The 15,841-nt window shown below is 70.2% G+C and carries 9 protein-coding genes; 7 read left to right on the top strand and 2 right to left on the bottom strand.

The window, feature by feature from the left end:
• Positions 1-157: 157 nt before the first annotated feature.
• From LZ199_RS02835 to LZ199_RS02810, 6 genes are read left to right on the top strand one after another with little or no spacing between them, the layout of a single operon-like run.
• On the top strand, positions 158-4,762 hold the full coding sequence (locus LZ199_RS02835; protein WP_253992085.1) for a type I polyketide synthase: 4,605 nt from the start codon (positions 158-160) through the stop codon (positions 4,760-4,762).
• Positions 4,763-4,777: 15 nt separating this feature from the next.
• Entirely contained in the window at positions 4,778-7,858 is a 3,081-nt protein-coding gene (locus LZ199_RS02830; RefSeq protein ID WP_253992084.1) for a type I polyketide synthase, read from the top strand.
• Positions 7,859-7,890: 32 nt separating this feature from the next.
• Positions 7,891-9,198 carry a glycosyltransferase family 4 protein gene (locus LZ199_RS02825; RefSeq protein WP_253992083.1) on the top strand — a complete coding sequence of 436 codons (1,308 nt, stop codon included), beginning with the start codon at positions 7,891-7,893 and terminating at the stop codon, positions 9,196-9,198.
• The gene (locus LZ199_RS02820) at positions 9,195-9,983 is read left to right on the top strand and encodes a thioesterase II family protein (protein WP_253992082.1); all 789 of its coding nucleotides are present in this window, start codon (positions 9,195-9,197) and stop codon (positions 9,981-9,983) included. Before LZ199_RS02825 ends, LZ199_RS02820 begins: the two co-directional genes overlap by 4 nt.
• The gene (locus LZ199_RS02815) at positions 9,980-10,312 is read left to right on the top strand and encodes a hypothetical protein (protein ID WP_253992081.1); all 333 of its coding nucleotides are present in this window, start codon (positions 9,980-9,982) and stop codon (positions 10,310-10,312) included. The genes LZ199_RS02820 and LZ199_RS02815 overlap by 4 nt, the downstream gene beginning before the upstream one ends.
• 22 nt (positions 10,313-10,334) lie before the next feature.
• Positions 10,335-11,204, top strand: a complete 870-nt coding sequence (locus LZ199_RS02810) for a cupin-like domain-containing protein (RefSeq protein ID WP_253992080.1) — start codon at positions 10,335-10,337, stop codon at positions 11,202-11,204.
• A 16-nt stretch (positions 11,205-11,220) separates the two neighbouring features.
• Here LZ199_RS02810 and LZ199_RS02805 read toward each other — a convergent pair whose 3' ends face one another.
• Both LZ199_RS02805 and LZ199_RS02800 read right to left on the bottom strand, forming a co-directional pair.
• Entirely contained in the window at positions 11,221-12,660 is a 1,440-nt protein-coding gene (locus LZ199_RS02805; RefSeq protein WP_253992079.1) for a hypothetical protein, read from the bottom strand.
• 55 nt (positions 12,661-12,715) lie between these two features.
• A complete protein-coding gene (locus LZ199_RS02800) occupies positions 12,716-15,019 on the bottom strand; it encodes a lantibiotic dehydratase (protein ID WP_253992078.1) in 2,304 nt (767 codons plus the stop codon).
• Between the two features lie 104 nt (positions 15,020-15,123).
• On the opposite strand from LZ199_RS02800, the gene LZ199_RS02795 reads away from it, so the two are divergent.
• Positions 15,124-15,810, top strand: coding sequence for a glutathione S-transferase (locus LZ199_RS02795; RefSeq protein ID WP_253992077.1), 687 nt, complete (start codon positions 15,124-15,126; stop codon positions 15,808-15,810).
• Positions 15,811-15,841: the final 31 nt, after the last annotated feature.

The raw sequence follows: 15,841 nt of genomic DNA, 5'->3' as shown, positions 1-15,841 counted from the left end.
GAAGGCCACCGCGCTTTCACCGCGAGCACCTCACGCTTGAAACCGTCAACCCGCGTCATCCGTATATTTCCATAAATTGCGAAGCCCCCGTGACTCCGGGTTCGGCGCGCAAGCCCCAGCTCAACCACTCTTCCTCGATGTGAGTTCTTCGACTGCCATGAGCGATGCCAACCTGAATGAAGGCGATGCCCTGGCCATTGCCATCGTCGGCATGGCGGGCCGCTTCCCGGGCTCCCCCGACGTGGCGACGTACTGGCGCAACCTCTGCGACGGCGTGGAGGGCATCCGCTTCTTCACGGACGACGAGCTGCGTGCGCGAGGCGTCCCCGAGGAGCGCCTCAAGCAGCCGGGCTTCGTGAGGGCCGGGGCGGTGTTGGACAACGTGGACGCGTTCGACGCGGGCTTCTTCGGCTACTCGCCTCGCGAGGCGGCGCTGATGGACCCGCAGCACCGCATCTTCCTGGAGTGCGCCTGGGAGGCGATGGAGCACGCGGCCCACGGGCTGGACACGGAGACGCGCTCGGTGGGCGTGTTCGCCGGAACGAGCCTGAGCACGTACCTGCTCTTCAACCTGCACACCCACCCGGAGCTGCTCGAATCGGGCGACAGCTTCCAGGTGATGATCGGCAACGACAAGGACTTCCTCGCGACGCGGCTCGCGTACCACCTGGACCTCAAGGGCCCGAGCCTGGACGTGCAGACAGGATGTTCCACGTCGCTGGTCGCCACGCACCTGGCCTGTCAGGCGCTGCTCGGCTTCCAGTGTGACGTGGCCCTCGCGGGCGGCGTGTCCGTGGATATGCCCCAGCGAACCGGTTACGTGCACCAGCCCGGCGGTATCGCGTCACCGGACGGGCACTGTCGCCCCTTCGACGCTGAGGCCCAGGGCACCCTCTTCGGCAGCGGCGTGGGCGTGGTGGTGCTCAAGCGGCTGGAGGATGCGCTCGCGGACGGCAGCCACATCCACGCCGTCATTCGCGCCACCGCCGTCAACAACGACGGCGCCTCGAAGCTCGGCTTCACCGCCCCCAGCGCCGAGGGCCAGGCGGAGGTCATCGCCCGCACCCACGCCCTGGCGGGTGTGACGCCGGACATCGTGGGCTTCGTGGAGACGCACGGCACCGGCACGCTGCTGGGAGACCCCGTGGAGGTCTCCGCGCTGACGAGCGCTTTCCGCGCGGGCACCGAGGCGAAGGGCTTCTGCGCGCTCGGCTCCGTGAAGTCGAACATTGGCCACCTGGACGCGGCGGCGGGCGTGGCCGGGCTCATCAAGGCGGCGCTGACGGTGGAGCACGGGCGAATCCCTCCCACCCTGCACTGCCGCACGCCCAACCCCAACATCGACTGGGCCCACAGCCCCTTCTATGTGAACGCCACCCTGAAGGACTGGCAGCCCAAGGGCCACCGGCGCCACGCGGGTGTGAGCTCCTTCGGCATTGGCGGCACCAACGCGCACGCGCTGCTGGAGGCGCCGCCTCCGCCTCCTCCGTCCGGTCCCTCGCGGTCCTGGAAGCTGGTGGCGCTCTCCGCGAAGAAGCCGGGCACGCTGGACACGCTCGGGCAGAACCTGGCCACGCACCTGGGCGCGCATCCCGAGCAGGACCTGGCGGACGTGGCCTACACGCTCCAGCTGGGCCGCAAGGCGTTCGCGCACCGGCGGGTGATGGTCTGCGAGAGCGGCCAGGACGCGGTCACCGTGCTGACGGATGGAGCCCCCGAGCGGGTCTTCACCGGCCAGGCGAAAGATGGCGGACGTCCCGTCGTGTTTCTCTTCCCCGGCGGCGGCGCCCAGCACATGCGCATGGGGCAGGAGCTGTACGAGAAGGAGCCCGCCTTCCGCGAGGCCTTCGACGCGTGCGCGGCCCTGCACCAGCGCCGAGGGGGGCCGTCGCTGCGCGCGGTGCTCTATCCGCCGGGTGAGTCGGACGCCTCGGCGCCCCTGCCCCGCCCGTCCGTGGGCCTGCCCGCGCTCTTCACGGTGGAGTACGCACTGGCGAAGCTGTGGGAGTCCTGGGGCGTTCAGCCCGAGGCGATGATCGGCCACAGCATGGGCGAGTACGTCGCCGCCTGCCTCGCGGGCGTCTTCTCGCTGGAGGACGCGCTGGCGCTGGTGACGGAGCGCGGTCGCCTCTTCGAGCAGCTCCCCTCGGGAGCGATGGTGAGCGTGGCCCTGTCCGAGCAGGAGCTGCTGCCCCTTTTGAACGAGCGCCTGTCCGTGGCCGCCGTCAACGGCCCCACGCAGTGCGTGGTGGCGGGCGACACCGCCTCGGTCGACGCGCTCTCGGCGGAGCTGGCCGCGCGGGGCATCGAGCATCGGCGCGTCCACATCGACGTGGCGGCGCACTCGCACCTCATCGACTCCATCCTGCCAGCGTTCTCCTCCTTCGTCGGTCGACTGAAGCTGCAGCCCCCGAAGCTGCCCTTCGTGTCCGGCGTGACGGGGACGTGGGTGACCGACGAGGAGGCGACGAACCCGAGCTACTGGGTGCGCCACCTCCGCCAGACGGTGCGCTTTGGCCCCGGGCTGCGCTGCCTGATGGAGGACCCCTCGCGAGTGCTGCTGGAGGTGGGCCCCGGTCGGACGCTGGGCTCGCTGGCGCGCCTGCAGCTGGAGCGCGATCAACAAGCGGTGGTGCTCACGTCGATGCGCGCGCCTCGCGAGCCCGGCTCGGACCTGCGCTTCGTGCTCACCACGCTGGGACGCCTCTGGGTGGCGGGGGTGCCGGTGGACTGGAAGCGGCTGCATGCCGGCGAGAAGCGTCGGCGCGTGGTGCTCCCCACCTACCCCTTCGAGCGCAAGCGGCACTGGTTGGAGCCGAAGCCGAGGAGCGCCATGGTGAGCGCGGAGGCTTCGCTCGCGCGTCACAAGGACGCCTCCGACTGGTTCTACCTGCCGTCGTGGAAGCGAACGCTGGCCCCGCGCCCGCCCGCCGCCACGCTGGGACACTGGCTGCTCTTCGTCGACGAGCGAGGCCTGGGCGATGCGCTGGCCGCGCGGCTCATGGAGACCGGTGGCCGCGTCACCCGCGTGAAGCAGGGCCCCGACTTCCGCCGACTGGAAGACGGAGACTACGAGGTGAACCCGGGCCGCGCTGACACCTACGCGGCGCTGATGGCCGCGCTCGCCGAGGACGGGACGAAGCCCGAGCGCATCATCCACCTGTGGAGCACGGAGGCCGCCGTCTCGGGACTGGCCGGCATCGAGCGCGCCCAGGACACCGGCTTCCTCAGCCTGCTCTTCCTCGCGCAGTCGCTGGGTGGACAGGGCACTCCCGGACAGGTGCACCTCACCGTGGTCTCCACGGGGGTGCAGGCCGTCAGCGGGCACGAGTCGCTCGCGCCCTCGAAGGCCACGCTGCTGGGCGCATGTCGCGTGCTGCCCAACGAGGTCCCGGGGCTCACGTGTCGCACCATCGACGTGGAGCTGCCCGAAGGACCGAAGGACCTCCAGGCGTTGGCGGCACGGCTGGCCGGCGAGGTGTGCGCGGCCTCCTCCAACGGCGCGGTCGCGCTGCGAGGCGCCCAGCGCTGGGAGCAGGCGCTCGAGGCCGCCCGCCTCACGCCTCACGAGCCGGGGACTCCGACGCGGCTGCGCTCGGGGGGCACGTACCTCATCACCGGTGGCCTGGGTGGCATCGGCCTGGTGCTCGCGGAATCGCTCGCGCGGAAGGTGCAGGCGAAGCTGGTGCTGGTGGGCCACCGCGCGCTGCCGGAGCGCGCGGCCTGGGACGCGTGGCTGGCCACGCACGACGCGCAGGACACGGTGAGCCAGCGCATCCGCCGGGTCCTCGTGTTGGAGGCGCTCGGGTCGGAGGTCCTGGTGCTCCAGGCGGACGTGGGTGACCTGGGGCAGATGGCGGAGGTGCTGCGCCGCACGCGAGAGACCTTTGGCGCCCTCCACGGCGTCATCCACGCGGCGGGTGTTCCCGCGGGCGGCCTTGCGCAGCTTCGTGGCCGGAAGGCAGTGGAAGACGTCCTGCGTCCCAAGGTCCAGGGCACGTGGGTGCTGAACGAACTCTTGAGCGGCATGCCGCTCGACTTCCTGATGCTCTGCTCGTCCCGCACCGCGTTCACCGCCGAGCCCGGGCAGATTGACCATTGCGCGGCCTGTGCCTTCCAGGACGCCTTCGCCCACCACGCCTCCGTCACAGGTGGCCTGCCGGTGGTCTCACTGGGTTGGGACACCTGGCGCGAGGTGGGCCAGGCCGTCACCACGCAGCTCCCCGACGGGGCCAGCGCGCTGCGCGAGGCGATGCTCGCCCACGCCCTGTCACCCACCGAGGGCGTGGACGTGTTCGAGCGCGTCCTCGCGCAAATGCCCACGCATGTCGTGGTGTCCACGCAGGACCTGCGGGCGGCCATGGCTCGCAGCGCGTCGTTCCTCCAGGAGTTGATGGGCCCGGCCCAGACGGATGACTCGGCCCCGGTGGAGCGCGCGGTGCTCGCCACCATGGACGAGGCGGAGCGCGAGCTGGCGGACATCTGGCGGCGCTTCCTGGGCGTGGAGAGCGTGTCGCTGCACGAGAACTTCTTCGAGCTGGGCGGCAACTCGCTGATTGGCCTCAAGGTCATCAACGAGGTGAAGCGCCGCTTCGGCACGGACGTCCCTGTCGTCGCCCTCTTCGAGAATCCGACGTTGAGCGCCATGGCACGGCTGCTGACCCGGGGGCAGGAGCAGGCCCCGACGACGAACACCAGCGACCGGAGGAGCCGTGGGGCGCGGCGCCGGGAGCAGATGCAGCGCCGCCAGTCCGGTCATTGAGGGGGAGGATTCAGCGTGTCGGAAGGCAACACGGGCATGGAGATCGCAATCACCGGCATGGCCGGACGCTTCCCGGGCGCGCGCAGCCTCGAGGAGCTGTGGCGCAACCTGTGCGACGGCGTGGAGGCCATCGAGCCGCTCTCGGACGAAGCCGTCCTGAAGGCGGGCTTGCCCCCGGAGGTGCTCAAGGATCCGCACTTCATCAAGGTGGCCTCGCGATTGGAGGACGTGACGGGTTTCGACGCGGCCTTCTTCGGCTACACGCCGCGCGAGGCGGAGGTGATGGACCCGCAGCAGCGCCTCTTCCTGGAGTGCGCGCTGGAGGCGTTGGAGGACGCGGGCCAGGGAGCGCCGGCCCAGGACGTCCTGGTGGGCGTCTTCGGCGGCCAGGCGCTGAGCACCTATCTGCTGCTCAACCTGATGGGGAACTCGGAGCTGCTCCGCACCACGGACCCGCTCCAGCTCAACCTGGGGAACGCGGGCAGCTTCCTCACCACGCGCGTCTCCTACAAGCTGGACCTGCGAGGCCCCAGCTTCAACGTGGAGAGCGCGTGCTCCACGTCGCTCGTCGCCGTCCACGTCGCGTGCCAGAGCCTGCTCAACCATGAGTGCGATGTGGCGCTCGCGGGAGGCGTGTCCATCAACCTCCAGCTCCAGGGCGGCTACCGCTTCATGGAAGGTGGAATCCTCTCGCCGGATGGTCGATGTCGCACCTTCGACGCGCAGGCGAAGGGCATCGTCTTCGGCAGCGGCGCGGGCGTGGTGGCGCTGCGACGGCTGGAGGACGCGCTGGCGGACGGCAGCCCCATCTACGCCGTCATCAAGGGCTCCGCGGTGAACAACGACGGCGCCGCGCGCGTGGGCTACACCGCGCCGGGCGTCGAGGGACAGGCCGCCGTCATCTCCGAGGCCCTGGGCACCGCGGGCGTGTCCGCCGCGAGCATCGGCTACGTGGAGGCGCACGGCACCGGCACCGCGCTGGGAGACCCGATTGAAGTGCAGGCCCTCACCCGGGCCTTCGGCGACGAAGCGGCGGGACCGCGCACGTGCGCCATCGGCTCGCTGAAGCCGAACGTGGGCCATCTGGACGCGGCGGCGGGCGTGGCGGGCCTCATCAAGACGGCGCTGTCACTCAAGCACCGCAAGCTGACGCCCAGCCTCAACTTCGAGACGCCCAACCCCAACATTCCCTGGGACGACAGCCCCTTCTACGTCAACACCGCGCTGCGCGAGTGGAAGGCCTCGGCCCACGGTCCCCGGCGCGCGGGCGTGAGCAGCTTCGGCATGGGCGGCACCAACGCCCACGTCATCCTGGAGGAGCCGCCGGCTCGCGCGCCCGTCAAGGCCACTCGCGCGCATCAACTCCTGCTGCTCTCCGCACGCAGCTCCACGGCGCTCAACGCACAGGCGCAGCGACTGGCGGAGCACCTCCGCGCGAACCCGGGTCTGGAGCCCGCGGACGCGGCGTACACCCTCCAGGTGGGCAGGCGTCGCCACACGCAGCGTCGCGCCATCGTCTGTCAGGGACGCGAGGACGCGCTCGCGGCGCTGCTCGACCCGACGAGGCACCTGTCCGTCACCGAGGAGCGCGCGAGCCGCTCCACCGTGTTCATGTTCCCCGGCCAGGGCGCGCAGTACGCCGGAATGGCCCAGGGCCTCTACGAGAGCGAGCGTGCCTTCCGCGCGGTGGTGGATGACTGCGCCACCCGGCTCAAGCCCGAGCTGGGCCTGGACCTGCGCGACGTCCTCTTCCCCGCCGCCGAGCGCGCCGAAGAAGCCCAGCGCCAGTTGCAGCAGACGCGGCTGGCCCAGCCCGCCCTCTTCACCATCGAGTACGCGCTGGCGAAGCTGTGGATGAGCTGGGGCGTGAAGCCCGAGGCGATGATTGGCCACAGCATCGGTGAGTACGTGGCCGCGTGCCTCGCGGGCGTCTTCAGTCTGCCGGATGCCCTGGCGCTGGTGGCCGCGCGCGGGAAGCTCATGCAGGAGCTGCCGCCGGGGACCATGCTCTCCGTCGTGCTCTCGCAGGAGGCGCTGACGCCCCTGCTGGATGCACGGGTGTCCGTGGCAGCGGTGAACGCACCGTCGCTCACGGTGGTCGCCGGCCCCGAGGACGCGGTGGATGCGCTGAAGGCCCGCCTCGAGGAGCGCGGCATCCAGTGCCGCAAGCTGCACACCTCGCACGCATTCCACTCGGCGATGATGGACCCCATCCTCGCGCCGTTCACCGAGCGCGTGCGCAAGGTCAAGCTGTCCGCGCCCCAGGTGCCCTACATCTCCAACGTCACCGGCACGTGGGTGACGGCCGCCGAGGCGACGGACCCGGGCTACTGGGCCCGTCACCTGCGCCAGCCCGTGCGCTTCGCCGCGGGGCTTTCGCTGCTGCGGCCCGCGCAGGTGTTGCTGGAGGTCGGTCCCGGCCGCGCGCTGTCCACCTTCGCGGCGCAGCCCGGTGCGCTCCCGCAGGTCCCCACCACCATCACCTCGCTGCGCCACCCGGACACGCGGCAGCCGGACGCGGCCGTGTTGCTGGGCGCGCTGGGACAGGTGTGGATGGCGGGCGTGGACGTGGACTGGGAGGCCTTCCACGGGGGAGAGCGACGCCTGCGCGTGCCGCTGCCCGCCTACCCCTTCGAGCGCAAGCGCTACTGGGTGTCGCCGGACGGACACCGTGCGCTGGCCGCGTCCCTGTCGCCGGAGCGAGCGCCCGAGGCCCGGGAGCACGAAGAGGCGGCGTCCGCGGGCTACACGCGCCCCGCGCTGGCCACGCCGTACGTTTCGCCCGACACCGAGGACGCACGGACGGTGGCGCGCATCTGGGAGGACGTCCTGGGCGTGCGCCCGGTGGGCCTCAACGACGACTTCTTCGCATTGGGCGGACACTCGCTGCTGGCGACCACGGTGGTGGGACGGCTGCGCGACACCTTCGGCTTCACCGTGCCGCTGCAGTCGCTGTTCGAGGCGCCGACGGTCGCCCGCCTCGCGTCACTGGTGGCCGAGCAGCGCCAGAGCCCTGGCCACGATGACCCGGAAGTCGAAGCCCTGCTGAGGATGCTGACGGAGCTCACCCCCGAAGAGGTCGCGGTCAGTCGCTAGTCGCGCTCCACACCCCTTTCGAGAAACAGCCGATGGCACCCCCCAACCTCACCCCCCTGAAGGTCCTCATCCTGGCCATGGAGTACACGCCGAACGTGGCCGGAGGCGTGGGCACCTACGTCTACGAACTGGCCCGAGGGCTGGCTCGTGGCGGATGCAAGGTCACCGTCGTGGCGTACACGCCGGGCGAGCCGGCCGTGCTTCGCGAGCCACAGCTCACCGTGCACATGGTCCCTCCGAGCCGGGGCAGCCTCTCGCAGGCGGCGCAGCTCACGCTCGTGGGCGGCATCCGCCTCTTCAACGAGGACCTGCTGCACCACGGCCGTGAGCGCATCCGCGAGGAGCAGCCGGACCTCATCCACTTCCACCAGTGGCACACGCACCGCGCCGCGCGGGAGCTGGGCCGCGAGGCCGGCGTGCCCGTGCTGGGCACCAGCCACTACATCTCCGAGCCCGCCGAGCGCTGGTGGGGCCAGACGCCCGACCCCGAGATTCTCGAGGAGGAGCGCAGCTTCTACGACGGCTCCACGCCGGTCATCTCGGTGAGCGAGTCCATGAGCGAGCTCATCCGGGAGACCTACGGCCTGTCGGCGTCACTGCTGCACACCATCCACTGCGGCATGGACGCGGGGCCGTTCCTCCAGCCCTCGCACACGCCCGAGCAGTACGCCCGGCTGCGCGCCACGGTGGCCACGCCCAAGGACCCGGTCGTCCTCTACACGGGCAGGCTGCATCCGCAGAAGGGCATCACCGCCATCTTCGCCGCCGCCGAGCGCGTGCTCGCCAAACGCCCCGAGGTGCGCTTCCTCCTGGCGGGCGGCACCGACTCGCGCGAGTCCACGCAGATGGTCCAGGGGTTGAGCCAGCGCTACGCGCACCTGCGCCATCGCATCAAGCTCTTGGGCAAGCTGCCGCGCCGTCAGCTGGGCCTGCTGCACCGCATCTCCGACCTGGCGCTGGTGCCGTCGCTCTATGAGCCCTTCGGCTACACGGCCATCGAGGCCATGGCGTCCGGCCTTCCCCTCGTGGCGACGCGCTCCGGTGGCCCGTCCGAGATTGTCGAGCACGAGAAGACGGGGATGCTCGTCCCGGTGTTGCCCGGCGAGCCCGGAGGCCCGCGCGAGGTGGATATCGAGGCGCTCGCCAACGCGCAGCTCGCCCTGCTGGAAGACCGTGAGCGCGCGAAGCGAATGGGTCAGGCCGGGCAGCAGCGCGTGGTGGAGCTCTTCGGCCTGCCGCGCATGGTGGCCGCCAACCGCGTCGTGTACCAGAAGCTCATCGACCTGCCCGCCCACCCGCACGCCGAGGCCCGCGTCGCCCGGCGCGAGGTGCTCTCATGACGTCGCAAGTGTCGTCGACCTCGGCGATGGCCGCGGTGGAGTGGCTGGCCTTCCACGTCCCGCAGCCGACCGCCTGGGCGCGGCTGTTCTGCCTGCCTCACGCGGGCGGAAGCGCCTCGCTGTTCCGCACCTGGCAGGCGGAGCTGGGACAGGATATCGAGGTCTGTCCGGTGCAGCTCCCAGGCCGGGAGAACCGGTTGCGCGAGCCGCCCCTGCGCGAGCTGCCGGCGGTCGTCGACTTCCTGGTGCAGGTGGTGGCGCGGCACGCGGACAAGCCCTTCGCCCTCTTCGGTCACAGCATGGGCGCGCTGCTCGCCTACGAGCTGACGCGGGCCCTGCGCGAGCGGGGACTCCCCACGCCGCTGCACCTCTTCGTCGCCAGCTACCGGGCGCCCCAGACACTCAAGGCCCACCCACCGACGGCGATTACCCACGACATCGACGCGTCCGAGGCGCGGCGCATGGGCGAGGCCATCTCCGTGTCGGGTGACATGGCCGAAGAGCTGCTGAAGCTGATTCGCACCACCCTCCTGGCGGACACCGCCGTGTGCGAGGGCTACACGTGGAAGCCGGGCCCCGCCCTGGCCTGCCCGCTGTCCGCCTTCCGAGGGTTCGACGACTACGTCCCCGAGGACTCGACGGAGGCGTGGCGTCAGCTCACCTCGAGCGCGTTCTCCACGCAGACGTTCCTGGGGGACCACTTCTTCCTGCGGCAGACGCCTCGCGGCCTGTTGCAGAACATCCGCCGAAGCCTCGCCAGACTTTCCCAAGGAGCTGCCAGATGAAGTACCTCATCTACGTCAAGGACCGTACGTCGGGCCCCGTGCCCCCCGACCCCATCGCCCTCAACCGCGCCGTCCGCGACTGGGTGGGCGCCCGCCTCCAGGACGGCACCATGGACTGTGCCTATTACGTCCTCCCGAAGATGGGGCTGTGTATCGTCAACGCGGACTCGCACGAATCGCTGCTGACGCTGCTGCGCGCGTGGCCGTCGTTCGCGTTCCAGGAGTTCGAAATCCACATGCTGGCGGACGTGCGCCACGGCATCGACAACAACTTCGAGCGCCTGAAGCGAGAGGGCCCTCCGGCCAAGGCCGAAGACACCGCGGCGTGACGCGCCACCCAGGAGAGCAGTCATGAGCACCGCGACCGTCCAGAAGGATGTCGTTCCCCAGGTCCCAGAGCGGATGGCGCTCGACAACCGCCGGGCCTTCTACGAGGGCCTGGAAGCCAACAACAAGCCCATCATCTTCACCGATGCCATGAAGGGCTGGCCCGCCGCGGAGCGGTGGTCCTTCGACTGGTTCACCCAGCAGTACGGCGACGTGAGCGTCCCCGTGGAGTGGCTGCGCTACAACGCCCGCCCCGCTGGCGACGTGGAGCGCGTGGGCCGCGTGCGGAAGATGACGATGAAGGACTACGTCGCGTCCCTGAAGGTGAAGGACGGCGACGAGACACCTGGCTACCTCATCGGCAACGACTTGTTCCGCACCCTCCCCGCCCTGCACCGCGACGTGCGCTTCGACGAGTACGCCGTCCAGCGGCGCCTCACCGAGCAGCTCTTCTTCATGGGGCCGAAGGGGACATTCACCCAGCTCCACTTCGACCGCGCGCACAACCTGCACGCCGTCATGGTGGGCCGCAAGCAGTGGCAGTTGTACGCGCCGTCACGCGACATGGAGCTGAAGCCGGCGAAGCTCAGCCACCCCTGGTCGGTGATGAGCTCGCATGACCTGACGCCGCACGGTGGTCAGCCGGACCAGCTCCCCGCGGGCAAGCTCCCGGACTACGACTTCGTCCTGGAGGCCGGAGAGATTCTCTACCTGCCCTATGGCTGGTGGCACCGCGTGTACACGGTGGAGGACGCCATCGCCACCAACTACTGGTGGTGGACGTGGTCCATGCTGGCCCGCATCGGCCCGCGGCTCATCCCCTCCATCGCGGTGAGCGCGGTGAAGAAGATGAGGAAGCAGCAGACGCTCGGTCGCGAGTTCCGCGAGCAGTGACGCGGAAGCCGGCGGCTCACTCCAGCTCGATGAGGGCGGCGAACATCGCGCCCTGCGTGACATTGACGACGCCGGTGCCCTTTCCCATGGGGCTCAGGCGCAGCGAGTGGCCGCCGTAGGTCTCACCGAGGACGAAGAGCCCCCAGATGACGATGTGGGGCATCACCCCGCCGGCGGGCCCCGGGTAATGGAAGGGAGCGGGCCGCACCCGCTCCTGTACCACCCAGCCGCCGCCGTCGAGCGCCTTGCGCACGGCCTCGTCCCACGCCGGCGCGGGCGTCGACTCCCCGAGCAGCACAGAGGCACCTCCGTAGTCCCGCCCCGCCTTGAGCACCAGCTCCTCGCGTCGGGAGGACAGCAGCTCCGGCAGGAAGACGCGCTCGCCTGCGCGCTCGACGTGGGTCCGCTCGACGCGGCGGGACCAGGGCACGTGGGTGCGCACCAGGGCCTGCTCCTCGGCGGACAGCAGAGGCGACGTCACGTGCTCCGACAGGAGCGCGAGGTTGCGCTTGTCGTCGAGCACGTCCTGCGCGGGGCCGTTGAAGAGGCTGAGGGCGCGGGCGGAGATGGCGGCCTGGGCGTTCGCGATGAACTCCGGGCCCGCCATCAGAAGGCGATCTCGCGCTTCGTATTCGACGACGGCATGCAGCCGCTTGCCCTGGGTGGTGAGGCGGTGTCCCTCCGCGCTCTTCACCGCGTCGTAGGTCGTCATCAGGACCTCGCCCCGCGCGCCCTCGGAGCGGAGGATTTCGAGGAGCTGACCGGTGAAGAGTCGGCACGCCTGCTCCGCGAGCGCCGTCGGAGGAAGAGTGCTCGGCGTGAAGAGGATGCCGATGTTGACCTCACCCTCCCACTCGGTGTCGCGGCGCACGCAGTCCACGATGTTGGCGAAGAAGTCGCGCAGCGTCCGGGGCTGGCGGATGCGCAGCCCCTGCTCGGTGGCGAAGCGGTGCATCGCCGGCTGCGACATGATCTGCTGGACGTGGATGGCCGTCTCCCAGCCGCCGACGCCCGCCGTCAGGTTGAACTCCAGGCACTTCAGGGCCGTGCCGTCGTGGATGAAGTCACCCCGGCTGATGGCGCCACGCGCGTCGTCCGTACGCGCGAGTGCATCCAGCGCCAGGCGGGCCCGCTCCTCCGGGAGCCCGTAGTAGTCCGCCGCGCGAGCCGCGTCCCCAAGCAGACGCCGTGGCGCGCGCTTGATGAGTCGGCACAGCCCCGTTGCCATCTCCCGCATCGTCCGCGCCGCCGCGCCGTCGATGAAGGTGGGCCAGGCATGCAGCTCGTAGGGGAAGAGCGGCGAGGCCTCGCTCGCCAGGAAGTGGTGCCGTGCGAAGGTCTCCGGGACGCGTTCGGCGAACTCCAGGAACTTCGCGCCCGTGGAGGACAGTCCCCCGTGCAGCGCCTTGATGTCGGGAGGGAACTTTCCGCCGGGAATCGGCTCGGGCACGCTCATTCCGTCCTGCTCCTTCATGGGTAGAAGTGAACCACGTCGACCGCGTGGGAGTGGCTCAAGACAGCTCGCAGACCACGCGAAGCTCGCTCGTGTACCTGTGCTGCGCCGCGTCCGTGAGCCAGAGGTGGTCCGGGTCCGGCACCATCTCCGAGAAGCTGACCCGTGAAGACGGAGCTTCTTCCACCGCCCGCCGCACGAGCTTCGCCATCATCTCGACCAGGAGCGGACTGTCGAAGTCCACGAAGCAGGGCTTGCGCTCCGTCTCCACCTTGAAGAACGCGAAGCGCGGGATGCCGAGTCCGCGCTGCCAGCGCCGCGCCCCCAGCCACTGATCCAGCGCCTCCGTGACACCGGCGAAGCCCAGGCTGGCCGCAGGCACGCTCCACCGCTCGCGAGCGACGATGACTCCGTCCACCGTCAGTCGCGGCGAGTAGTCCTCGCCCAGCGCCAGGTCGAAGGCGCTCGCGCAGCGGTGCTCCAGGTAGACGGCCAGGAAGTCCATCAGCCCGAAGCGACGACCGCTCACACGGTCGACGACCTCCAGCGCGCCGTCACGCCGCTCCACCATCAGGTCACCCACGCGCAGCGCCCGCGCGTCCGGATTCGGCGACGGCTCCTGCCCGGAGAGGTAGTGGAGGCTGCCGCGAGGAAAGAGGCACGGCAGCGTCCGCTGGCTCCACTCGGACTTGGGGAACACCGGGACGATGTCCGCCTCGGAGGCACAGCGCTCCGCGAGCGCGAACAGCTCCGAGGGCGCGGGATGCTGCTCCACGAACAGCGACGAGAGGCTGTTGCACAGGTGCAGCTCGCCCAGCACGAGCTGGTAGTCACCGGCACGGACGGCCTCGGCGCTCGCCGCGTCAATCATCACGTCCGGTGACGCGTGCCAGCGGGGCTTCCACCCTGCCCCGCGCGTGACGAAGGCCTCACTCACGAGAGGCTGCAGCGACTCGACGGTGCGCGTCTGCCTGCGCACGCCCGGTTCGAGCGCGAAGAGCTCACGCCATCGCCGACGGTGCTCCGCGACAATCTCGTTGATGGGCATCAGTGCCCCAGAGGACGCCGGGTCCTGGATGCCCTGGACGAAGGCGAGCTGGAGCGTGGTGAGCTCCACGGGCGCGCCCCCATGGGACAGCTTGTCGAACAGCGCCTCCAGCCCCACGCCGGTGCGCCGGGTCACCTCGCCCACCAGCCAGCGAGCCCCTGTCAGCAAAAGCTCCAGCACAGGCCCAAGTCGCGCGAGCAGCGGAGCGCCCAGCTCCAGTGCACCGTCCCGCACGCAGTCCTCGTAGATGAGCGTCCGCGAGGCGTACGTCTTGCCCGCCGCACGTGTCGGAAGAGCTCCCGTCACTTCCTTGAACACGCCCTCCAACTCCGCGAGCGCCACATCCAGCGCCTCGGGAGAACCCGCCGCGGCCTCGACTCCGGCACGCGCGCGCTCCAGCCGCTCCAGCGGGGCCAGCGCGCGAGCCCGGGCGTCCGCATCGGGAATCGCCATCAGGGCGCCGCGCAGCACCGCCTCGGGTCGCACCAGCAACGGCACGTCCCAGCCCCAGGCGAGGACACCCATGCCGCTCGCCTGGTCCAGCGCGGCGTAGACGTCGTCCACGTTCGCGAAGGAGGGCGCATCACCCCGCGTGAGTTCCTCCGCGATGGCCACGGCGCTGACCGAACCATCACACCGCGCGAGCACCGCCGCCTGCGACGGCAACAACTCCACGGGCTCGGGCATGGGGCCGTGCAGCACGTGCCCCTCCAGGCGGAAGTACGGCAACAGTCGGGGCTGTGCCCAGCGGCGCAGGGACGCGTCCTGGGCGAGCGCGGCGCCGAGCGTGTCCATGCACCATGCCTCGAAGTAGACCGCGCGCCGCGAGACGAGGTTCTCTCCAGGGAGAAGACTCAAGGCGTCGCTCGACTGAGTGAGCCGCGCCCAACCCACCGGGCCAAAGAAGCCGATGGTGTCGTTCTTCGTGCTGTATCGCTGGACGTAGGAGGCCACCAGGCGCTCACGCTGCCGGGCCTTGCTGTTACGCGCCGTGGCGGGGAGCGCCGCGAGCGGCTCGACCCCCGTCTTGTAGGCATGGCGGTTCTGCCAGAGGAGGGCCTCGCGCAGTCGTGTTTCACCCGCCAGTGAGCGCAGCGCGGCGCTGATGCTCAGCATGTCCGTATCGAATGCGGCACGCAGCGCGTCACCGGGTGTATCAACCCCCGTCGCGAGCCAGGCCTCGGCGGCTGCAGCGGCCGTGGGAGCCGCGAGCCGGAGCACATCCTCCGCGGGGAATCCGGCGCCGCGCAGCGCGGCCCAGGGCCACAGCGCCATGCCAGGAGCAAGCGGGACAAGCGAGGGTGAAGCGGACATCGTGAATTCCAGAGGCTCGGGTACAGCGGTCAAGGAAGTCTGCCCCTTCCGGATTGTCCGCCTACTCTAGTATACAGCCCGTCCCTCTCAACGGCGTTCCCTGTATGAGCGATCAATCATCATTGCCGCGTCTTTCGTATTTCACGGGCCGAGGTGTCGCGGAGAAGATCCGCCTGGCGCTGGCCGAGTCCGCAACGGAGTACGAGGACATCGACCTGGGCAAGTTCGACGTGAAGGCGAAGGAGAAGACGCCTCCGTTCGAGGAGCTGAAGCGCGCCGGAAAGCTGGCCTTCGACAAGGTGCCCTTGTGGGAGGAGCCGGACGGGTTCCGCGTCGTCCAGAGCCTGGCCATCCTGCGCCACGTCGCGCGCACCCGGGGCCTCTACGGCGCCAATCCGCGTGAGAGCGCCGCGTGCGACATGATCATCGAAGGCGTCGAGGAGGTCACCGCGCGCGCGCGCAGCCTGACGTCACTCAGCCCGGACCAACTGGGCGAGCAGCTCCCCATCATCCTGGGCGAGGAGCTGCCCCAGTGGCTGGGCCACTTCGAGCGGGTGCTCACGAACAACGGCAGCGGCGACGGCTTCTTCGTCGGCACCGCGGTGAGCGTGGCGGACACCAGCGTCTTCGGCTTCCTGGAGCTGCTCGTCGACAACGGGCTCATGGAGGTGCTGGAGAACAACTACCCGCGCCTGCGCGCGTTCTTCGAGCGGATGAGCCAGCGCCCCAACCTCGCGCGCTACATCGCCTCCCCGAAGCGCAACCCGCCCGTCCAGCTTCTCAACGGCTGAGCGGACCCCTGGCATCCGAAGCCCTCCGGCC

The sequence above is a fragment of the Myxococcus qinghaiensis genome (genome assembly GCF_024198215.1).
GTDB lineage: Bacteria > Myxococcota > Myxococcia > Myxococcales > Myxococcaceae > Myxococcus > Myxococcus qinghaiensis.
Note: the sequence above shows the minus strand (reverse complement) of the source record. Positions and strands in the feature narration are given on the sequence as shown.